The organism is Arthrobacter sp. HLT1-20, from assembly GCF_054510895.1.
Genome location: NZ_JBTNDR010000040.1, coordinates 1 through 21,261, shown reverse-complemented (window position 1 = coordinate 21,261; position 21,261 = coordinate 1). Strand labels below are relative to the sequence as shown.

Genomic DNA, 21,261 nt, shown 5'->3' with positions numbered 1-21,261 from the left:
GGCCCCGAAACTGTTGGCCACGCCCTCACCGTCAACAGGAGGGGGCGGCGTGAAACCCCAGCCGCTCCCACCGCTCGCGGCCGGGGTCCCCGGAACTGTTAGACGAACTGCCAGACCAGGGCTGCCATGCCGAAGCCCACAATGGACAGCACAGTTTCCAACACAGTCCACGTCTTCAGGGTGTCCTTGACGGACATGTTGAAGTACTTGGAGATGATCCAGAAACCACCGTCATTCACGTGGCTGGCAATGACTGAACCGGAGGCAATGGCCATGACGATCAAGGCCAGCTGCGGCTGTGAATACCCGGCAGCGAGAACGCTGGGGGCCAGGATGCCGCCCGTGGTCACAATCGCAACGGTTGCCGAGCCCTGGGCAATGCGCATGCCGGCGGAGATGACAAACGCTGACAGCAGCAGAGGCAGGCCGGCGGTGGACAGGGAATCGGCCACGGCCTTGCCCACACCGGTTGCGCCCAGGACGGCGCCGAAGAAGGCTCCGGCGCCCACCACCAACAGGATCATGCCCACGGGCCGCAGCGACGTTGAGGAGAGCTCGGAGAGTTCTTGGACGGTCATGCCGCGGCGTGTGCCCAGCAGCCACATGGCCAGCAGCACGGCCACGGTCAGGGCGATCGCAGGGTTCCCGAAGAACTGCAGGGCTGTGCGCAGGCCGCCATCGGGCAGCATGACGTTGCCGAAGGTGCCGCCCAGGATCAAGATCATGGGCGTTCCGATGGCCAGCAGCACGGTGCCCAGTGCGGGATCACCCAAAGCCTTGGCTTCGTCGGACTCTTCAACCACCCTGTCCTCGGGGACGTTGACCATGACGCGCTTGCCAATCCAGGTGCCCCACAGAATACCGGAGGCAAACCAGGCGGGAATGCCGCAGATGAGGCCCATGATGATGAGCCAACCCAGGTCAACGTGGAACAGACCGGCGGCGGCCACCGGACCCGGGTGCGGGGGGAGGAATGCGTGGGTGACGGACAAGCCGGCCAGCAGGGGCATGGCATACAGCACCAGCGACTTGCCACCGCGGATGGCTGCGACGTAGACCAGTGGAGCCAACACGAAGATGCCAATGTCAAAGAACACCGGAATACCGAGCACAAAGCCCGTGACACCCATGGCCAGCGGCGTACCCTTTTCGCCAAAGACCTTGACCAGACGGCTCATGAGAACCTCGGCGCCACCGGAGCGCTCAAGGATGGCCCCCAACACGGTGCCCAGACCGATGATCGCCGTGATGTGGCCAAGAATGCCGGCGAAGCCCTTTTCAATGAGGGCGTCACTACTCTTGGTGGCGGATCCAACCAGATCCTGCACGGACACACCGCCGGCCAGCGCCACCAGGACGCCCACTACGAGCAGGGCAATAAAGGGTTCCAGCTTGACCTTGATAATCAAGACCAGCAGGAGGGCAATACCCGCACCGGCCAAGAGCAGGAGCCCGGCGGTGTCGTGGTGAAGCCAATTAACAAACTCTGTCATGGGGGAACTTTCCAAAGAAGATGATTAGCGAAGAATGCTGGTGAACGCTGCGGCGCGGGCGGTGATCTCTGCCCAGGTGCCGGCAGCTACCACGGCGGGCGGCACCACTGCGGTTCCGCAGCAGACGGCGAGGGCGCCGGCTGCGAGGAAGTCCTTGGCGTTGTCGGCGTTGATTCCGCCAGAGGGCAGCAGCTTGATACCCGGGTAGGGGCCCTGCAGATCCTTCAGGTAGGCCGGGCCCATGGTGCTGGCAGGGAAGATCTTGACGACGGCGGACCCGAGGTCCAGCGCCATGGCCACCTCCGTGGGGGTCAGGGCCCCCAGGGAGAAGGGGATGCCGGCGTCGGCGGCGACCTTGGCCACCTCGGGGCGAATCCCGGGAGTCACCAAGAACTGGGCGCCGGAATCGATGGCGGCCTTGGCCTGATCGGCGGTGAGAACCGTACCTACCCCCACCACGGCACCGTGCTGGGCGGCGGTTTCCGCGGCGCGGGCAACATGCCCCAGCAGATTGGGGGTGGTGTACGTCAGTTCAACCCCGGAGATACCTCCGGCGACGAGGGCGCGGCAGAGCTCTGCGGCGTCGGCAATGTCAGGGGCGCGGACCACCGCGATGGTGCGGTCCGCTTCCAGCCGGGCAATGAATTCAAGGTTGTTCATGGGGTGGATCGTGTTCCTTCCGGGGTGCGGCGCAAGGCCCTGCCGGCGCGTGCACCGGTGGGCTTGCCTGCCTTGATGGCGGCAACGCCATTGACAAAGACGTAGTGGATGCCGGTAGCCGCTTGGCGCGGCTCGGCAAAGGTGGCTGTGGCGTTGACGGTTTCCGGGTCAAAGAGCACCAGATCTGCGGCTTGACCAACACGGACCAGGCCACGGTTCACAAGCTTGAGCCGCGCGGCGGGGCGGCCGGTGAGGTGATTGACGGTTTCTTCCAGTGTCAGCAGGCCCAATTCACGGGTGTAGTGGCCCAGGTAGCGGGGGAACGTTCCCCAAGCCCGCGGGTGCGGCTTGCCGCCCACCAGGATGCCGTCACTGCCGCCGGTGTGGGTTCTGTGGACCATGATGGCCTGCACATTTTCCTCGTGGCCCACATGCTGCAGAATGCCGGTGGCCATCTTGTCGCGCAGCAGAATATCCACGAACACGTCGAAGGGATCCTGAGCGGATTCCTCGGCGATCTGGGCCACCGTCTTGCCCACAAAGTCGTCCAAAGCGGGGTTCTTGACGCCGGAAATTTCCAGCGTCTCCCACTCGGCCACCACACCATGGCAGCCGTCGGAGCCGTAAATCTCCACGTTCTCCCTGATCCGCACCAGGGTGTCCGGGTCGCGGAGCCGGTCCATGGTGGGCTGGCTACCGCCCGCGGAGGCCCAGCTGGGCAGAATCGCGGACAAGGTGGTGGCACCTGGCAGGTACGGGTACGTGTCTAAGGTGATGTCCACGCCGTCGTCCAGGGCACGGTCAATGAGCCCCAGCAGTTCCGGCGCGCGGCCCTTGTTCGGGGCAAAGTTCATGGTGGCATGGGAGAGGTGCAGGGCGCAGCCGGTTTCACGGCTCAGCTCAATCATTTCGTCATACGCCTCAAGGGCGCCTTTGCCGTAAGAGCGGTGGTGCGGGGCGTAGAAGCCGCCAAACTCAGCCACTGTGGAGCACAGCTGTGCTAACTCCTCGGTGGTGGCGTACATGCCCGGCGTATAGGTCAGGCCTGAGGACATGCCCACGGCACCTTCGGCCATCCCAGTCCGGATCACTGCCTGCTGGGCGGCGATTTCCTCGGCCGTCGCGTCGCCCTCACCAAAGCCACGCACCATGGCCCGGACGGTGCCCTGGGGAATCAGGTAGGCGGCATTCGTGGCGATGCCCTCGTCAAGGCGGTCCAGGTACTCCCCCACCGTGCGCCAGTTGAAGTCAAAGTCCTCGGGGTTGTCATTCCATCCGGCAATCTTTTGCCGCACACCTTCAAGGGTGACGTCATCGATCGGGGCATAGGACAGTCCGTCCTGGCCCAGCAGCTCGGTGGTGACACCCTGGCTGAGTTTGGCGTAGTGCTCCGGGTTCAGGAACAGCTGCAGATCGGAATGGGCGTGCATGTCGATGAACCCGGGACTCAGCACCAGCCCGCTGGCGTCAATCACGCCGTCGGACAGGGGGTACGTGCCCGGGGCGGCGATGCTGTGAATGGTGCCGTTTTCCAGGACGACGTCGGCGGCGAACCTTGGCGCGCCGGTGCCGTCCACAACGGTCGCGTTGGCAATGACAGTGCGCATAGGGGTTTCCACGGCTTAGAAGAACGTGTGGATGAGATCCACAACGCGGTTGTCGGTGCCAGTGTCGGCCAGAACTGGAATGAGTGCCCACTTGTCAAAGGCTGTGCAGGGGTGTGACAGCCCCAGACGAACCACATCGCCAATGTTGACGGTGGTGGTTTCCGGGTCAAAACGCAGGAAGGAATGCTGGTCATTGACGGCGCTGATACTGGCGCCTGCCAGCTCCGCCATCTCGCCACCCAGGGACGTCCCCAGCATCTGCGGTTCGGGCAGGCCCTCATCAACGGGCAGGTCTCGCTTGCCGGCGTCGAGGATGGCCAGGCCCGGCTGGGGTGCTGAAACGACCCTGGCCCAGGCGTGCATGGCGGAGGTGAAGGGGACGCCACCTTCTAGGGCACGCGCGCCACTGCCCAAGGGCGAAATGCCTCGGTAGAAGCCGTCGTCGTGCACCACGTACGCGCCGCTGCGGATGATCACGTCAATGCGGGGCCGGCCGTTGGCGCCGTCGCTGGTGCAGGAACTGAGCATGGCCGCCACGTCGTCAAAGTAGGCGCTGCCTCCGGCCGTGACAATGATTTCGGCGCCATGGGCGTAGAGGTTCTCGCTCAGCAGGGTCTCGTGGAGTTCCTTCACGCTGGACAGGTAGCCGCGCACTGTGGTGAGGGCATCGGCGTCGGCCGTGTGGGCCAGGGAGCCTTCGTAGCCGCCCACGCCAACCAGGCGCAAATGCGTGGCGGCGTCGACTGCGCGGGCCAGTTCAAGAGCCTGGGCGACTGTGCGGATGCCGGTGCGGCCGCCGACTCCGCCAAGTTCCACAATGACATCGATGACCGAGCCGGGAACTGCCGAAAGAACGGCTTCCTGCAGGGCAACCGTCTGCAGCGAATCAACCCAGGACACCACGGAGAAAGAGGGGCCCTGCGCGGCCGCCAACCAGGTGATGGCAGCAGGGTCGGTCAGGCTGTTGGCCACCATGACGCGCCGGAGCCCAAAGGCGTGGCCCACCCGCAGCTGCGCAGCATTGGCAAGGGTGATGCCCCACGCACCGTGCGCAAGCTGCTCGCGCCACATTTGCGGCGCCATGGTGGTCTTGCCGTGGGGTGCCAGCAGCACGCCCTTGCCGGCGCACCAGCTGGCCATGCGCTCAATATTGGCGGACGTGGCGGCTGCGCTCAAGGTCAGCAGCGGGGTTTGCAGATCGGCGAGCGACACACCGGAAGCCACAAACGCCCCGGCGCTCTGGCCGTGGGACGTGGCCGGAGCAGCCTTGTACTTCCAGCTCAAGTCAATCTCATCGAGCGCATCCACCATGGCGGAATTGATGCCGGAGCCTGTTGTGCTCGTGTTGTTAGCCGCTTGCGTGCTGCCCATTGTTGCTTCCCTTCACGGGCCAGCCATCCGGCCCCGTTGCGTATTTTGCAACGCTAGTTGCAAACTCACCAAGAGCATGTCTAACATGGTCTGGATTCGCCCGTCAAGGTGGGAATGAGATGCCAAGCACAGCTTAGACTGTTGGAAACTCGCTCCAGAGCCCCAATTCACGGGTGAAATCAGCCGCCCAAACCGTGTGAGAGGAAGTGCAGAAGGTCCATGCTTTCAGTTGTTTGCATCGGAGAGACGATGGCCATGCTCACCCCCACGCAGCAGGTCCCCCTGGCGGAGGCCACGGAACTGTTTTATGGCGTTGGCGGCGCCGAATCCAACGTGGCCATGGGCCTGGGCGCCATGGGTGTTGACGCCCACTGGGTGGGCCGGGTGGGCCGCGACGGTTTTGGCACCCGCATTCTCAATGACCTTTCCGCACACAGCGTGGGCGTCACCGGCGTGGAAACCGACGCCGAACTGGCCACGGGCCTATACGTGAAGATTCCTGCTTCCGCACAGTCGGACTCCGAGGAAGGCTCCGTTCTGTACTACCGCAAGGATTCGGCAGCCTCGGCCATGAGTGCGGCCATGCTGGACAACCCCGCGGTGACAGCACTGCTGGACGCAGCCGCCTTGATCCATCTCAGTGGTATCACAGCAGCACTCTCACCCAGCTGCCGGGGTCTGTTGGCAGCTATCCTGGCATTGCCGCGCAACGGCCGCCTGATCTCCTTTGATGTGAACTGGCGCGGCGCCCTGTGGGCCCACGAGGACAAAGCCATCCTGCGCACCCTGGCCAACCAGTCCGACGTCGTACTGGTGGGCGCCGATGAGGCTATTCCGGCGTTCGGAACCAATGACGAATCCGCGCTGCGGGCCCTGCTGCCCGACCCAGCCGTCATTGTGCTCAAGAACGCCCACACCTCAGCCATTGCCTTGATGCGCGACGGCGGCCGGGTTGAAGTGCCGTCCCTGAGCGTATCCGTACTGGAGCCGGTGGGCGCCGGCGACGCCTTCGCCGCCGGATACCTCAGCGGCATGCTCTTTGGCCTGGACCAGCGCTCGTCACTGCGCCGCGGGCACCTGAGCGCCGCAGCCACCTTGACCGTCCCCGGCGACCGCGGCCCGCTTCCCAGCGCCGAGGTCTTGGACACCATTTTGGCCTGCTCCGAAGCCGACTGGGCCGCCACCCATGTGGCGCCGGGCCGGATTGACTCCCCCGCGCTGACAGGGGCCCTGCAGTGAGTCAGAGCCTGGTCCGTGCCCTGAATTTGATGGCGCAGCTGGCCAAGCAGCCCGCCACCCTCGATGAGCTGGCGTCCACCTCAAATGTCCACAAGACAACTGTCATGCGCCTGTTGCACTCCCTGGAGGCCGAACATTTTCTGGTGCGCAACAACGCCGGCCAGTTCCAGTTGGGGCGCAAACTCTTTGAGCTTTCCTCCCTGGCGCTGGAACAGCGGGATCTGCGGCAGGTGGCCCGTCCACATCTGGCCCGCCTGAACGACCAAACGGGCCACACCGTGCACCTGGCTGAACTGGAAGGCGCCGAGGTGGTGTACATCGACAAGTTCGAGTCTCACCACCCGGTCCGCATGTACTCCAGGATTGGCCTCACGGCGGCGCTGCACTCGGCGGCAGTGGCCAAGGTGATTCTGGCTGACATGCCCCGCTCGCGGCAGGAACAGATTGCCGCCGGGTTGGACTACGTCAAAATGACGGAGAACACGCTCACCACGCCCGAGGCGTTGCTGGCGGAGCTTGCCGTGGTGGGCGAACAAGGCTGGGCGCAGGACAAATCGGAGCATGAATCGATTGTGCACTGCGTGGCAGCACCCATCCGGGACGCCTCGGGACGTGTGGTGGGGGCGGCGTCGTTCTCGGTGCCCGTGGTGCTGCTGAACTATGAAGACTTGCTCAAACTACTGCCAATACTAATAAATGGGACGCAGGCCATCTCGAAGGATTTGGGCTGGGTCTCCAATGAAAGGAACACTCGATGAGTGAAAAAACAATTGTCCGGACCGAAAACGCTCCCGCCCCGGCGCACACCTTCTCCCAGGGCGTCAAAAAGGGCGGCCTGTTTCAGGTCTCCGGCCAGGGCCCCATGGACCCGGTTGCCAACGAGTACATTGGCGAAGGCGACGTCCGCATCCAGACCCGCCGCACCCTCGAGAACGTCAAGGCCATCCTGGAAGCCGGCGGCTCCAGCGTTGAGGACGTCATCATGTTCCGCGTCTACCTGACCACGCGCGACGACTTCCCCGCCATGAACGATGTCTACGGCGAATTCATCAAGGAAAACGTCCCCAGCGGCCAGCTCCCCTCCCGCACCACAGTCTTCGTCGACCTGCCGCACGAGGTCATGCTGGTGGAAATCGACGCCCTGGCCGTCACCGCCTAAGCCCCACACCCATCTGACCCGCAGAAAACGCCGAAAAATCGATGAAAATCGTGTTTTTTCGGCGTTTTCTGCGGGTCAGTTTGCATTTTAGTCCGCCGTGACGAGTGGGTCGCTGGGAGGCACGGTGACGCCGTCGGACGACTCCACGGGCAGTCCGTTCCTAGCCCAGTATTCAATCCCGCCCAGCATTTCCTTGACCGGATAGCCCAGCTCTGCGAAGGCCAGGGCGGCAAAGGTGCTGCCGTTGCAACCGGGCCCCCACGAGTACACCACCACGGGAGTCCCAGCGGGGATCAGGACGGCCGCCTGGGCCGGGATGAGCGCCGTGGGCAGGTGTAGGGCCCCGGGGATGTGTCCGTGTTCCCAGGAGGCGTGGCGGCGGGTGTCGACCACCACACAATCCCCCGCTGCGAGACGCCCGTGGACGTCCATCACGTCAATCTCAAAATCCAATTTGTTCCGGAAATACTCGGTGGCGTGGCTCATGCCTCCAGCTTAGAGCGGCATCACCGCCGCACTTCGAACTGACCCGCAGATAACGCCGAAAAACGCAGCCGAACCGCCATTTTTCGGCGTTTTCTGCGGGTCAGTTGGAAAAAGCTAGCCGAGGGCCCTGGGGTGGGCCGCCGCGTAAACCTCACGCAGTGTCTCGGCCGTGACGAGCGTGTAGACCTGCGTGGTGGTGACCGAGGCGTGGCCCAGCAGTTCCTGCACCACGCGGACATCGGCGCCGCCCTCCAACAGGTGGGTGGCAAAGGAATGGCGCAGGGTGTGCGGGGAGACCACTGCCTGGACCTGGGCAGCCTCGGCGGCGGCCTTCAGGATGGTCCAGACGCTCTGCCGGCTGATCCGCCCTCCTCTAGCATTGAGGAACAGGGCAGGTGTGCCGGAACCCTTGGCCACTAGGACCGGGCGGCCGCGGACCAGGTAGGACTCCAATGCGCGCAGGGCGTAGGAGCCAATGGGGACAATGCGTTCCTTGGACCCCTTGCCGAAGAGCCGCACCAGTGACGGACCGTCTTCGAGGTTCTCGGGCAGGACCAGGTCATCTACGTCAAGCCCCACGGCTTCGCTGATGCGGGCTCCGGTGGAGTACAAGAATTCAAGCATGGCCGCATCCCGCAGGCCTGTGGGTGTGTCCGAACCTGCCGCTTCCAGGATGCGCGTGACATCGTGCACGCTGATGGCTTTGGGCAATCGTTGACCCGCCTGGGGCGGGTGGACATCCGCTGCAGGGTCGGCGTCGCTCATGCCTTCCAAGGCCCAGAACTTGTGCAGGCCGCGCACGGCCACCACAGTCCTTGCCACGGAGCGCAGGCCCAAGGCCGAGCCGCCGTCAGCACCGTCGGAGAGCCCTTGGGCAAACTCGCTGACGTGGTGGCGGGTGATCTGACCCAGCTCGGTGACGAGGGCTGCGGCGAGGAATTCTTCGTAGCGCCGCAGGTCCCTGGCATAAGCCTGCAGGGTGTTGGGCGCCAAGCCGCGTTCAACGCCAACGTGGAGCAAATAGTCTTGAATGCTCCGCCTCAGCACCGAGGAAGCAGCCGGCGAGGTCACCGCTTGCGCTGGGACGGGTGTTCAGGCCACCGCGCATCAGCCGGGCGCAGGGAGGCAAAGCCGTCCCGTTGCGCCTGAGCCGCCGCCAAAATTCCTACGACGGCGGACGGGTTGTGAATGCGCCCCTCCAGCACGGCGGTGGCGGCCTCGGCAAGGTCAACCCAGCGGAACTCGATTTCGGCCTCCTCTTCAGTGCGCACGTGGCGGTCCGCCTCGGGCACCATGGAGAGTCCGCGGGCCAGATAGATCCTGATGGCCTCGCTGGAGGAACCGGGAGAGTTGAAGAAATCGGCCAGGATATGCCATTGGGCTGCCACAAGATCGGCCTCTTCAGCCAATTCACGGGCGGCACCTACAACGTAGTCCTCACCTTCCACATCCAAAAGGCCTGCCGGGATCTCCCAAAGGACCATCTGCACGGGGTGCCTGTACTGGCTCAGCAACAGGACCTGGTTGTGCTCGTTCAGCACCACAACGGCCACCGCCCCCGGGTGGGCAATATAGTCACGGGTCAGCGGCTTGGCACCGGGTGCAAGAGAAAAGGTGTCTGAGACGACGTCCCAGATGCGGCCCTGGTACACCGTCGCGGAGGACTGCAAGGGGCGGTGGCTCAGAGTGTCAGCCACCGGCTCCCCCGCTGGGTGCTTAGTGTCCGTCCATGACGGTGTACCGGGCGCGGTCATTAAACTTCCATCAACCGTGTTGCGTTTTGACGGTCCAGGGCTGCAGCCACCAGACCGGCAAAGAGCGGGTGCGGCCGGGTGGGGCGCGAGCTCAATTCCGGGTGTGCCTGGGTGGAAACGTAGTACGGGTGCACCTCACGGGGCAGCTCAACAAATTCCACGAGCTTGCCGTCGGGTGAGGTTCCGGAGAACACCAGCCCGGCTTCAGCAATCTGCTCGCGATACTTGTTGTTGACCTCGTAGCGGTGCCGGTGGCGCTCGGAAACGTCGGTGGTGCCGTAGGTCTCCGCAATGACGGAACCTTCGGTCAGCACTGCCGGGTAGAGGCCCAGGCGCATGGTGCCGCCCAGATCGCCCAAGCCGCTCACAATGTCCAGCTGCTCTTCCATAGTGGCAATGACAGGGTACTTGGGGTTGTCGTCGAACTCGGAGGACGATGCGCCTTCCAGGCCAACAATGTTCCTGGCGTACTCGATGACCATGGACTGCAGGCCCAGGCAAAGACCCAGTGTGGGGATCTTGTTTTCGCGAGCAAACTTCAAGGCGCCCAGCTTGCCTTCCAGTCCGCGGATGCCGAAGCCGCCGGGCACGCAGATCGCGTCGACGTCTCCCAGCGCCTTGAGGGCACCGGCTTCGGTTTCGCAGTCATCGGAAGGGACCCAGCGAATCTTGACCTTGGTGCTGTTGGCGAAGCCGCCAGCACGCAGGGCTTCGGTCACGGAGAGGTAAGCGTCCGGCAGGTCAATGTACTTGCCCACCAGGGCGATCTCGATGTGGTGCAGGGGGTTGTGGACGGCTTCAAGGAGCTTGTCCCACTTGGTCCAGTCCACGTCCTTGAAGGGCAGGTCCAGGGCACGCACAATGTAGGAATCCAGGCCCTGGGAGTGCAGGGTCTTGGGGATGTCGTAGATGCTGGGGGCATCGGGGCAGCCGATGACCGCTTCAACGTCAACATCGCAGGCGCGGCCAATCTTGGCGTGCATTGCCTCGGGCAGGACACGGTCGGAGCGCAGGATGAGGGCGTCGGGCTGGATGCCCAACGAGCGCAGTGCCGCAACAGAGTGCTGCGTGGGCTTGGTCTTCAGTTCCTGGGACGGGCCAATGTAGGGCACCAGGGAAACATGGGCGAAGAACACGTTGTTGCGGCCAATGTCCTGGCGCACCTGGCGTGCCGACTCCAGGAACGGCTGGGATTCAATGTCCCCAACAGTGCCACCAATTTCGGTGATGATGACGTCGGGGGCGTTTTTGCCCTCGGCGGGCAGACGCATGCGACGCTTGATTTCATCGGTGATATGCGGGATGACCTGAACAGTGTCGCCCAGGTATTCGCCGCGGCGTTCCTTGGCAATGACTGTTGAGTACACCTGACCGGTGGTGACATTGGCGGAGCCTTCAAGATTTTCATCAAGGAAGCGCTCGTAGTGGCCAATGTCCAGGTCTGTTTCGGCGCCGTCGTCAGTGACGAAGACTTCACCGTGCTGGAAGGGATTCATTGTGCCAGGATCCACATTGAGATAGGGATCGAGCTTTTGCATGGTCACCGAGAGGCCGCGCGCTCGGAGCAAGTGGCCGAGGCTTGAAGCCGTCAACCCCTTGCCCAGCGAAGAAGCTACGCCACCGGTGACGAAGATGTGTTTGGTCGTCTTGGACTGACCACTGAACCGGGAATTTGATCGTTGCACCACGGAATTCGAGCCTATCATCTAATGAGCCAATAAACATTCGCGGACGGTACTTAAAATAAGCATAAGCGCCCCCTGATCCTAGGATGTGGGACGCGCTGCCTGCGCCAACAATTCCTTGGCGTGGGCCTGTGCCGTGGCCGAGTCCTCCTGCCCTGCAAGCATTCGGGCCAATTCCACGACCCGTTCCTCGTACGTCAAAAGCCGCACATTGCTGGTGGTGATTCCTGTTGAGTTTTTGCTCACAGAACTCTTGGTGACCAGGATGTGCTGGTCAGCAAACGCTGCCACCTGGGGCAGGTGTGTGACCACCAATACCTGCACATGCTGGGCCAGCATGGCCAGCCTGCGGCCAATTTCCACCGCGGCTTTGCCGCCCACACCCGAATCAACCTCGTCGAACACAAAGGTCGGCACGGGGTCCACTGCCGCCAGCACCACCTCAAGGGCCAACATGACACGGGAGAGTTCACCACCGGAGGCACCCTTGCCCAGCGGACGCGGCAGCGCGCCCGCGTGCGGAGCCAGCAGGAAGGAAATCTCGTCCTCGCCGTGGATGCTGCGCTCGGCGGCAGTGATGTCAATGACCAGTTTGGCGTCCGGCATGGCCAGCGCCTTCAATTCGGCGCTGACTGCCTTGGCGAGCTTGGCAGCGGCCGAACTGCGCAAGGCCGTGACCTCGGCGGCCAGGATGCCCAGCTCGGCGAGTGAGGCCGCCTCCTGCGCTTCGAGGGACTCGATCCTGCCCGAATCATCGCTGAGATCCGCCAACCGAACTCGTGCGGCGTCAGCCCAGGCAAGAACTTCATCAATGCTTGGGGCGTATTTGCGCACCAACACGGCCAGGGCACCGCGGCGGTCCTCCACCTCGGACAGCCGTCCGGGGCCATCCGAATCCAGGGACGTGGCGTAACTGGCCAGGTCCCGGGCGATGTCGGCCAGCAGATAGCCCACCTCGGAGAGTCGCTTGGCGGTCTGCGTCAGCTCCTCATCACTCTGCGCGACAGCCTCCACGAGGCGCTTGGCGGTGTCCACCAGGGAGGCCGCGTCAACACCGTCACCGTAGTCGGCAGCACTCAGGGCCTCATGGGCGCCCAGTGCCGCCTTGCGCAGCTCCTCGACGTTGCCCAGTTTCACGGCCTGGGCCTTGAGGATCTCGTCCTCGGCCGGCAGCGGCTCCACGGCATCAATCTCGGCCAAAGCTGTTGACAGCGAATCAGCCTCGCGCAGGCGTTCCCGGCTGGCCGAGCGCAGGAGCGCCAGCTCGCCCTGGGTTTCACGCCACCGCTCAAAGACCTGCTTGTAGTTGCGCAGTTTGGCCGCGAAACCCTTGTTGGCCTCGGCCGCAAACTTGTCCAGGGCCACCCGCTGGGCCGAGGGGTTCTTGAGGCGGATTTGGTCCGACTGCCCATGCACGGCAACCAGTGCCTCCCCCAGCTCGTTCAGCACCCCGATGGGGGCGCTGCGCCCGCCGACATGGGCCCGGCTACGCCCATCGGCACTGACGGTGCGGGCCAGGATCAGCTGCGCGCCGCCGTCGAACTCGTCGATCTCGGCACCTGCTTCGAGGGCCCGCAGCAGCGCCGGATGGCCCGCCGGCAGAGTCAGGGTTGCTTCGGCGGAGGCGGACTTGGCGCCGTTGCGCACGGCCCCGGCATCTGCCCGGTTTCCCAGCAGCAGCCCGACGGCGGTCACCACCATGGTCTTGCCTGCGCCGGTCTCGCCGCTGACGACGCTCAGGCCTGGACCCAGCGGAAGCGTTGATTCGGAAATGACGCCAAGGTCGCGGATACGAATTTCTTCAATCACGTGGTCTCCTCTCCGTAAAACGCCTGGGTGCCGGAATACTGGCTCTCCGGGGGTGGAATTCTCAAATCGGGCAGCTGCGGAATGGGTCCCGTACGGGGGCCCTCCAAGGATGTTTTGGGACGCAGCGTCTTGATGATGGGAAGCTGGGTGGTGGTTGGTTGGGATTCCTCGGCCGAAGGGCCGCGCCAGCCCTGCACCGGCAGCTCAAACTTGCGCACCAGGCGCTCGGAGAACGTGGATTGCTGGGTCCTGGCCAGTTTGACCGGCTTGGACGATCGGGTCACCTCAATGCGGGCACCGGGGAGCAGATCCACGGTGCGCCGGCCGTCGCACCAAATGACACCGTAGGCGCCGTTGCGGGTCAGCACTTCAACGGCCAGGGTGGAGGTGGGTGCCACCACCAGCGGCTTGGCAAACAGTGCGTGGGCGCTGATGGGGACCATGAGCAGGGCTTCCACCCCGGGCCACACCACGGGGCCTCCTGCGGAAAACGCGTAGGCCGTGGAACCGGTGGGGGTGGCCATGACCACGCCGTCGCAGCCAAAGGAGGTCAGCGGCCGCCCGTCAACCTCGGTGACGACCTCAATCATGCGTTCGCGGTTGCCTTTTTCCAGGGCCACTTCATTCAGGGCCCAGGTGTGCGCCACCACTTTGCCGGCAACCTTGACAACAACATCCAGGCACATGCGTTCCTCCACCGAGTACTTGCGTTGCACCACTGCCGCAACTGTTTGGATGAGCTCCTCACGCTCGCTCTCGGCAAGGAAGCCCACATGGCCCAGATTGACGCCCAGCAGGGGCAGGTCAAAGTCGCGGACAATCTCTGCGGCACGCAAAATGGTGCCATCACCGCCCAGGACCATGACCAGTTCAATGTCGGCCAGGGTGACGTCCCTGTCAAGGATCTCCATTTTGACGCTGGAGACCCCCAGGTAGCCTGTCATGTCTGCCAGTTCGTCGGCATACATGACGGGAACAATACTGTTTGCATGAAGTTCCACGCACGCCTCGAGGGCTGCCAGCATCGACTCTTCACGGCCGGTATGGGCCAGAATCAAGACGCGCCGTGTCATGTGCTGTTTCCTCATCACGTTGTAGCAGGAGAACTAATTACGGGACTGCTTGCTGCCCGCCCCTTGATGCGGCGGGCCACAGCTGGGCCAGCAGTGTCTCAACTGCCAGCTCTTGTTCTTCGATCTTAGGCGCAGGCCCCGACACTTCCCGGCTAGCCAGCAGAAAATACTCAACATTTCCCTCTTGGCCGGGCAGGGAACTGGTGCCGATCCCCTGCAGGCGCAAGCCATTGGCGACGGCGGACTGGGCAACCAGCGCCACTGCCCGGCGTCGTTCATTCTCACTGCTGACAACACCTGTGCGGGCCAAGTTGTCCTTGCCCACCTCAAATTGGGGCTTGACCATGAGCAGCAACTCGCCGCCCTCCTTGGTGGCCAAGGTCAAGGGGGCCATGACCTTCGTCAGGGAGATGAAGGACAGGTCACACACTGTCAGGTCCGCGGCACCGCCCATCTCCTCGGGGTGCATGTAGCGAATATTGAGGCCCTCGTAGACTTCCACACGAGGATCGTTGCGCAGGGACTCAACCAGCTGGCCGTGCCCAACGTCCACTGCGGCGACCTTGGCTGCACCGTTGCGCAGCAAAACGTCCGTGAAGCCACCTGTTGAGGCGCCTGCATCAAAGCAGCGCTTGCCGGCAATGGTGACCTGTGGGAAGTGCGCCAGGGCACCAGCAAGTTTGTGGCCGGCGCGGGAGACGTAGTCCTCTTCAGTCCCGGGCGCCACTTCAAGCGGCGTCAGCTCCGTGACAGGGTGCGCGGCCTTGGCTGTGGTGATGCCATCAACGCTGACCCGGCCTGCCTTGATGAACGTGGCGGCCACGGTCCGTGAACGGGCTAGGCCGCGGTTGACCAGTTCTTGGTCCAATCGGGTCATCAGGATGCTCCTTTAAGTGCGGCCGCAGGGTCCGCGTTGAGTTCGCTTTCCAGGCCGGCCAAGACGGTGGCGTACAGCGCTTTGTGGTCCCCCACCGGGAGCTGGCCGGTCTGCACGACCAGCTCCACCAGCGCGTCAACGCCGGGATCACCGGTGGGCTGTGTCGCTGCGGTGGTTACTTCGTTCATGGCAGGGTGGTGTGCCAGGTGATGACTGGCGTGGTTGCCGCATCCGCCTGGGGCACTGCAGCCCACCACGCGGCACACGCGGCCCGCCACGCATCGGGATCATCGGCGGCGCCGGCAATGTGGACGGTGTCAACGGATTCGCCGTCGCCGGCCCGCGTCACGGTCGCGGCAGCGGCGCCACAGGTGACTGTTGCGCCGTCGAACGCGATCTCCGGGTAGGCGGTGTACAGCTCTGTCAGGGTGGGAATGATGAACGTGGGCCGCTCCGCTGTGCATGCACGCAGCGCAGTCTCGCCCGAATCCACACCTGTCAGAACAAGGGCTGTCGCCATCCCGGCGTTGTTGCCGCCCAGAATGTCGGTGTCCAGCCTGTCCCCCACCACCAGGGGCGCCTTGGCGCCCAGACGGTTGGCGGCTGTGTGGAAGAGCGGCGCCTCGGGTTTGCCAGCCACCAAGGGGTCATGCCCGACGGCGGCACGCACCGCTGCGACCAAGGTCCCGTTGCCGGGTGCGATCCCCCGGTCCCGGGGAATGGTCATGTCCGTGTTGGTGGCAATCCATACCGCACCGGCGTTGATGGCGTAGGTGGCCTCTGCCAAATCAGCCCAGCCAAGTCCCGGGTCAAAGCCCTGGATGACTACCTGCGGTGAGTCGGCGGCACCTGCCACGATCTCCATGCCAAAGGCCTGCACCTCTTGGGCCAGGGCCTCACTGCCGGTGACCAAAACCCGAGTTCCGGCCGGAAACTTTTGGGCCAGGAGGGCGGCGCCGGCCTGTGCAGAGCTGACCACTTGATCATCGTCGGCGGGGGCGCCGAGCTCGCGCAAATGGGCAGCGACCTGCGCTGGCGTACGTGAGGCATTGTTGGTCACGTACGCCAGCCTTACGTTGAGCGACGCAAGGCCGCTCAACGCATCAATGGCGCCGGGAATGGCGGCCGGACCGGCGTAAACTACGCCGTCCAGATCCGCCAAAACCGCGTCATAGTCAGTCAGCAAATTCTTAGCTGCCACTGGTGTTGTGCTCGCCGGATTCCTCGCCTTCGGCGGATGCCTGGTCCTCATCGGCACTGTCTTCGTCTGATTCAGCATCATCGGATTCAAAGTAGGACGACTCGGCGTCGTCCACGTTCGGCTCGTCCAACTCAGCCGCATCGGCGTCAGAGGAGGTGAGCTCGGCAGCTGCCAGGGTTGCGGCGTCGTTTGCTACAGGTGCCGTGGCCGGAGCCATGACGTCTGAAACACGCACGCGAGCACGCGGCGCGTCCAAGGGGATGTCTTCGTCGTCGCCCAGGTCCATGATGATCTGGTCGGTGCTGTCATCGATGCCCAAGGCTTCCTCGGCCACCAATGCCTGGCGTTCCCACGTCTTGGCCTCATCCTTGCGGTCAGCTGCGCGCAGCACCATGCCGTAGGCACGGAACAGGCGCGGGCTGAAGGAGAACGCACGGTTGATGTCCAGTTGCGGGATCTCCAGGGCCGACAGTGCGGCATCCAGTTCGCCGAGGTCGCCACGGGCACCGGATTCAACAATGGCCAGTTCCACCTTGCCGGCGGTGTCCAACGTTGCGGCGTCCTCGGACTTGATCAAGTCCAGGGCGCGGTCCGGGCGGCCCAAGCCGCGTTCGCAGTCTGCCATCAAGGGCAGGTGAACGTTGGAGCCACTGATGCGGCGGAAGGTGCGCAGTTCGCGCAGCGCCTCGTCGTACTTGCCGGCTGCATAGGCCGTCATGGCCACTGCTTCGCGGACACAAGCCAAACGGCCGCCACGACGGCTTGCCGCCAAGGCGTGCTCGAAGGCCAGCTCCGGCTCGAAGTCGATCAAACGGCCGGCCATGACCAGGTGCTTGGAAACCCATTCATTGTTACGGGAATCCAGGATGCGCAGCTGGGCGCGGGTTACCTTGTCCAGCTCTTCACCCGTGACATCGCTGTCGATGTGCGGTGAACGGTCGCGGTCCGGGCGGTTGGAGCTGCGCAGATCGCCAGCGTTGCGCTCCGGAGCCGTGCGGGGGCCGCGTTCCTCGCGTGCACCGTGGCTGGGGCGGTCACCTGACGGGCGGTCGTTGCTGCGTGCCGGGCGGTCACCGTAGGAGGGACGGTCACCTGAGGGGCGTCCACCCTGGCCACCACGGTCATCGCGGTTGCCATATGTGGGGCGGTCGCCCGAGGGGCGTCCACCACGGTCGTCACGGCCACCGAAGGACGGGCGGTCGTTGCTGCGTGCCGGACGGTCGTCACGGTTGCCGTATGACGGGCGGTCACCTGAGGGACGGTCGTTGCTGCGTGCCGGGCGGTCGCCGTAGGAGGGGCGGTCACCTGAGGGGCGTCCACCACGGTTGTCGCGATCGCCGTAGGACGGGCGGTCGTTGCTGCGTGCCGGGCGGTCGCCGTAGGGACGGTCTCCGCCGGAGCGTGCGGGACGGTCGTCGCGGTTGCCATATGCGGGGCGGTCGCCTGAGGGGCGTCCACCACGGTCACCGCGGTCATCGCGGTTGCCATATGCGGGGCGGTCGCCTGAGGGGCGTCCACCACGGTCATCACGCTGGCCGTAGGACGGGCGATCGTTGCTGCGTGCGGGGCGATCGCCGTAGGGACGGTCGCCACCTGAGCGTGCGGGACGGTCGCCGTAAGAGGGGCGGTCGCCCGAGGGGCGTCCACCTTGGCCACCGCGGTCATCGCGCTGGCCGTAGGAGGGGCGGTCGCCTGAGGGGCGTCCACCTTGGCCACCGCGGTTGTCGCGGTCACCAAACGGCTTGCGGTCTTCGCGACGGCCATTCACCATGGGGCGGTCAGCACCGCGGTTGTCGCGGTCACCGTATGAGGGGCGGTCGTTGCTGCGTGCCGGACGGTCACCGTAGGAAGGGCGGTCGCCTGAGGGGCGTCCACCCTGGCCACCGCGGTCATCGCGGTTGCCGTAGGAAGGGCGGTCGTTACTGCGTGCGGGACGTTCACCGTAGGACGGGCGGTCGCCACCGGAGCGTGCCGGACGGTCGTCACGGTTGCCGTACGAGGGGCGGTCGCCTGAGGGACGTCCACCCTGGCCACCGCGGTTGTCGCGATCGCCGTATGAGGGGCGGTCGTTACTGCGTGCCGGGCGGTCGCTGTAGGGACGCGCCGGCTGGCGGTCGTTGGTCGCCGGACGGTCACCGTAAGGACGGCCACCACCATTGTTGTTGTCGCGTCCGCGGGAGTTACCCTCGCTCTTGCCTTCGTAATGCTCAGCCATGCCGACTCCTAAACCTTCGAGCGCACTAACTGGCACAGTAACAGCCGCTCTTCACTATTGGTGATCTTTGAAAAATCTCTGGACCCATTGGTCCATCTACCAGTCTAGTCGAGCTTTACGGCTCCACCCATGAATCTGGCGTATCTGGAGCAGATGAGTGGCCAATCACAGGCAAACACGCCGTCCGAGGCACTCTGGAGCCCGGGAACTTGCTGGTAATCGATTCTGACGCGGGTCATGCCCCCGCCTACCGGCTCAAAATGGATTTCTATCTCCGACGTGCCGAACTGTTCTTGGCCCAAGGTCCAGTGCAGTTTGATGAACGACGGCGATTCCCACTCCTGGACGTCGGCCCAGACCACTTCGTCGCCGTCGAACGATTCCTCCACCAGGTGATCGCGCAAAATGGCCACGGTACTGCCATCACCGAAGACGCTCTGTTCCGAGACCGGCCACCACAGATGGATGGCGTCGGTGAAGCCGTCAAACGCCTGGTCGAGCGGAACATTGATGACTACCGACTCTACAAATGATTCAGCGGCTAGGGGTGACACATAGTCCGGTTCATGTGCGTGGGAAAAAAGATTAGGCATCCACCCACCTTACGTCGCCAAGATGCGGATAGCACGGCCACGGGCAGCCCAATCATGCCCACGGACTGGCAAGCCGCACGCCACGAGACAGGATGTGGTTTGTTTCGCCATCAACCTTCCTCCTCGGATGGAAACCAAAGTGGCGCCCACGATGAGTCTCCACCTTGACGCTGTCCCTTTGGATGAATGTGCTCTCTGGCACTATTAATTTGATCCGGGCAAGTCTATTCTCGGTCCTATCAACCGATTCTGGCTGGGGAGCTTCGTTGTTTGATGAGTCCACTGTGGTACCGCAGTGGGCGTCAGACCGTTCGGTCGGTGGTTGTGCAGCCGCCAGTACCCTCCATTCACACCTTGGTTGACGCGACTGCCCCTACCCAACCTTGATCCATCGCCAGCCCTTGATCTTTTGGCTGTCATTCGATGGCGTATCGCTCCGGAGGTCTCAGATCTTCCGGGTCAGGACACACGCCCGGCATTGGAGCCGGGCGCCAACCACAAAAACTGAGGACACCATGAACTCGACCATCACCCAAGAGGCAACCTCCGAACTCACAGCCAGCCCTTCCGGGCCCGGGGATTTGGTGGCAGCGGCCATTGCCGCTGCCGACTACGCCAACAAGGGCGCTCCGTTCGACCCGTTCCTGATCAAGTTTGCCGACCCCACGAAGTTCGTCAATGGCTGGTCAGCGCAGAGGGGAAATGCCATCACGTTCTACGGTGAGTACGGGGGCGATTCCACAAATTTCTCACCACTGGGTGACTTTGCTGCTGTGAACAGCACAGCAATCCAGAAGACACCCATCATGCTTCTTGCCCCGATGCAGGGTCGGGAAGATGCCCTGGCCCGCCCCACAGGCTTCACGTGGATCCTGGACGACGCCGGATCCCGCAACTCCAACGACATCGCCTACTTCTGGCCCACGGCACCGGACGGATATCAGGCACTGGGAATCTGTGTGGGATTCAACGGAAAGAGCCCCGATCCAAGCAACTACTGGTGCATCAAGACTGAGTACCTCCAATACACGCCAACGCAGGAGTTCTGGAGCGATTCAGGCTCTCACTGGACCGAACACAACGGCAATCTGAGCGTGCCGTCATTGGCAGGACAGAGTGTGCAGAACGACAAGTTCCTGCTCGCCCCGACAACCATGCTGAGCGATGAGCATGGCGATTTGCCGAACACTTCCTGGTGTCTTGTCCTGACCAAGCTCATGCTCCCCGTCGCGGGCGCCGACGTTCCGTTCCCCGTCTACGACCCCCACAATGCGGACGGCACAAAGACCTCACCAGGTCTGGGGAACGTCGCCGTACTTCCATCGATCATGGTCAACGACCCTGCAGCTGTCTCCAGCCCGTTCTATTATCTGGCCGCCGAACCTTCATGGTTCTGCATCAGAACCTTCTCTTCACCGGAAGGAGCAAGCATCACGCAGTCCTTCACGGTTGGCTCCTCTCAGTCGTCCTCCACTGGTTTTCAGCACACCACTTCACTCGAAGTGGGCGCCGAGGTGGGCATTGAGGTCGGATCCTACAGTGCAAAGGCCTCGGTCAAGTACACGGATGAAATGCAGCTCAGTGGAAGCATCAGCACTACCACTGATTCCCAGACAACCACGTCGTTGACCACCCCCATCCCCAAGGCAGACATTGCCCAGCTCTGGCAGAGGCTGACAGACTTCGTGGTCTACCGCACCTCAGGCAACGTCATGAGTGTAGTGACATTCGAGACGTCCGACAGCCACGTCACGGACAGCAATCCGAAGTAGCGGCGCAACACGTGACTGTGGCTGGCGGCGCAAACCGCTGGCCACAATTGCATCTCCCCAGAGCCGCTCAGTTGCTCGTCGATCTACCCATTAAATAGTGATGGCCGCCCTGGTGGGGGTGGCCGTGTGTGGTGTGTGTGGTTTGGTTGTTAAATGGAGGGAGGCCCCACATGTTGTGTGGGGCCTCTACCTTTTTTACGTGTTGTCCGGCGGTGTCCTACTCTCCCACATCCTCACGAATGCAGTACCATCGGCGCTGTGGGTCTT

19 protein-coding genes are annotated in these 21,261 nt (G+C 63.6%); 4 read left to right on the top strand and 15 right to left on the bottom strand.

The window, feature by feature from the left end; genetic code table 11:
- Nucleotides 1-98: 98 nt before the first annotated feature.
- The 4 genes from ACX80Q_RS16280 to ACX80Q_RS16265 are packed head-to-tail and all read right to left on the bottom strand — an operon-like array spanning nucleotide 99 to nucleotide 5,131.
- On the bottom strand, nucleotides 99-1,493 hold the full coding sequence (locus ACX80Q_RS16280) for a GntP family permease (RefSeq protein ID WP_459331579.1): 1,395 nt from the start codon (nucleotides 1,491-1,493) through the stop codon (nucleotides 99-101).
- Between the two features lie 24 nt (nucleotides 1,494-1,517).
- On the bottom strand, nucleotides 1,518-2,153 hold the full coding sequence (locus ACX80Q_RS16275; protein ID WP_459331578.1) for a bifunctional 4-hydroxy-2-oxoglutarate aldolase/2-dehydro-3-deoxy-phosphogluconate aldolase: 636 nt from the start codon (nucleotides 2,151-2,153) through the stop codon (nucleotides 1,518-1,520).
- A complete protein-coding gene (locus ACX80Q_RS16270) occupies nucleotides 2,150-3,760 on the bottom strand; it encodes an N-acyl-D-amino-acid deacylase family protein (RefSeq protein ID WP_459331577.1) in 1,611 nt (536 codons plus the stop codon). The genes ACX80Q_RS16275 and ACX80Q_RS16270 overlap by 4 nt, the downstream gene beginning before the upstream one ends.
- Nucleotides 3,761-3,775: 15 nt before the next feature.
- A complete protein-coding gene (locus ACX80Q_RS16265) occupies nucleotides 3,776-5,131 on the bottom strand; it encodes a type III PLP-dependent enzyme domain-containing protein (protein WP_459331576.1) in 1,356 nt (451 codons plus the stop codon).
- A gap of 219 nt (nucleotides 5,132-5,350) precedes the next feature.
- Here ACX80Q_RS16265 and ACX80Q_RS16260 point away from each other — a divergent pair, with 219 nt between their 5' ends.
- Genes ACX80Q_RS16260 through ACX80Q_RS16250 form a run of 3 tightly spaced genes read left to right on the top strand, consistent with a single transcriptional unit; the run spans nucleotide 5,351 to nucleotide 7,529 of the window.
- Entirely contained in the window at nucleotides 5,351-6,370 is a 1,020-nt protein-coding gene (locus ACX80Q_RS16260; protein WP_459331575.1) for a sugar kinase, read from the top strand.
- Nucleotides 6,367-7,128 (top strand): IclR family transcriptional regulator, encoded by a 762-nt coding sequence (locus ACX80Q_RS16255; RefSeq protein WP_459331574.1) that lies wholly within the window; start codon nucleotides 6,367-6,369, stop codon nucleotides 7,126-7,128. The genes ACX80Q_RS16260 and ACX80Q_RS16255 overlap by 4 nt, the downstream gene beginning before the upstream one ends.
- On the top strand, nucleotides 7,125-7,529 hold the full coding sequence (locus tag ACX80Q_RS16250) for a RidA family protein (protein WP_459331573.1): 405 nt from the start codon (nucleotides 7,125-7,127) through the stop codon (nucleotides 7,527-7,529). Before ACX80Q_RS16255 ends, ACX80Q_RS16250 begins: the two co-directional genes overlap by 4 nt.
- An 87-nt stretch (nucleotides 7,530-7,616) precedes the next feature.
- Here the strand turns inward: ACX80Q_RS16250 and ACX80Q_RS16245 are convergent, their stop codons facing one another.
- The 11 genes from ACX80Q_RS16245 to ACX80Q_RS16195 form a co-directional block, all read right to left on the bottom strand.
- Entirely contained in the window at nucleotides 7,617-8,015 is a 399-nt protein-coding gene (locus ACX80Q_RS16245; RefSeq protein ID WP_459331572.1) for a rhodanese-like domain-containing protein, read from the bottom strand.
- 114 nt (nucleotides 8,016-8,129) lie between these two features.
- Complete coding sequence (gene xerD, locus ACX80Q_RS16240; protein WP_459331571.1) at nucleotides 8,130-9,086, bottom strand: site-specific tyrosine recombinase XerD; 957 nt, start codon at nucleotides 9,084-9,086, stop codon at nucleotides 8,130-8,132.
- Nucleotides 9,083-9,769 (bottom strand): NUDIX domain-containing protein, encoded by a 687-nt coding sequence (locus tag ACX80Q_RS16235; RefSeq protein WP_459331570.1) that lies wholly within the window; start codon nucleotides 9,767-9,769, stop codon nucleotides 9,083-9,085. Before ACX80Q_RS16235 ends, xerD begins: the two co-directional genes overlap by 4 nt.
- Nucleotides 9,769-11,475 carry a CTP synthase gene (locus ACX80Q_RS16230; protein WP_459331569.1) on the bottom strand — a complete coding sequence of 569 codons (1,707 nt, stop codon included), beginning with the start codon at nucleotides 11,473-11,475 and terminating at the stop codon, nucleotides 9,769-9,771. Before ACX80Q_RS16230 ends, ACX80Q_RS16235 begins: the two co-directional genes overlap by 1 nt.
- 60 nt (nucleotides 11,476-11,535) lie before the next feature.
- Nucleotides 11,536-13,263, bottom strand: a complete 1,728-nt coding sequence (recN, locus tag ACX80Q_RS16225) for a DNA repair protein RecN (RefSeq protein WP_459331568.1) — start codon at nucleotides 13,261-13,263, stop codon at nucleotides 11,536-11,538.
- Entirely contained in the window at nucleotides 13,260-14,336 is a 1,077-nt protein-coding gene (locus ACX80Q_RS16220) for an NAD kinase (RefSeq protein WP_459331567.1), read from the bottom strand. The genes recN and ACX80Q_RS16220 overlap by 4 nt, the downstream gene beginning before the upstream one ends.
- Before the next feature lie 37 nt (nucleotides 14,337-14,373).
- Nucleotides 14,374-15,213, bottom strand: a complete 840-nt coding sequence (locus ACX80Q_RS16215) for a TlyA family RNA methyltransferase (protein WP_459331566.1) — start codon at nucleotides 15,211-15,213, stop codon at nucleotides 14,374-14,376.
- On the bottom strand, nucleotides 15,213-15,401 hold the full coding sequence (locus ACX80Q_RS16210) for a hypothetical protein (protein WP_459331565.1): 189 nt from the start codon (nucleotides 15,399-15,401) through the stop codon (nucleotides 15,213-15,215). The genes ACX80Q_RS16215 and ACX80Q_RS16210 overlap by 1 nt, the downstream gene beginning before the upstream one ends.
- Nucleotides 15,398-16,414: an HAD-IIA family hydrolase gene (locus tag ACX80Q_RS16205; protein WP_459331564.1), complete on the bottom strand. Its 1,017-nt coding sequence runs from the start codon at nucleotides 16,412-16,414 to the stop codon at nucleotides 15,398-15,400. Before ACX80Q_RS16205 ends, ACX80Q_RS16210 begins: the two co-directional genes overlap by 4 nt.
- Nucleotides 16,404-18,629, bottom strand: a complete 2,226-nt coding sequence (locus ACX80Q_RS16200; RefSeq protein ID WP_459331563.1) for a tetratricopeptide repeat protein — start codon at nucleotides 18,627-18,629, stop codon at nucleotides 16,404-16,406. Before ACX80Q_RS16200 ends, ACX80Q_RS16205 begins: the two co-directional genes overlap by 11 nt.
- Before the next feature lie 104 nt (nucleotides 18,630-18,733).
- Nucleotides 18,734-19,222, bottom strand: a complete 489-nt coding sequence (locus ACX80Q_RS16195) for an SRPBCC domain-containing protein (protein WP_459331562.1) — start codon at nucleotides 19,220-19,222, stop codon at nucleotides 18,734-18,736.
- 515 nt (nucleotides 19,223-19,737) lie between these two features.
- On the opposite strand from ACX80Q_RS16195, the gene ACX80Q_RS16190 reads away from it, so the two are divergent.
- Nucleotides 19,738-20,994 (top strand): Vps62-related protein, encoded by a 1,257-nt coding sequence (locus ACX80Q_RS16190; RefSeq protein ID WP_459331561.1) that lies wholly within the window; start codon nucleotides 19,738-19,740, stop codon nucleotides 20,992-20,994.
- The last annotated feature ends 267 nt before the right edge of the window (nucleotides 20,995-21,261 follow it).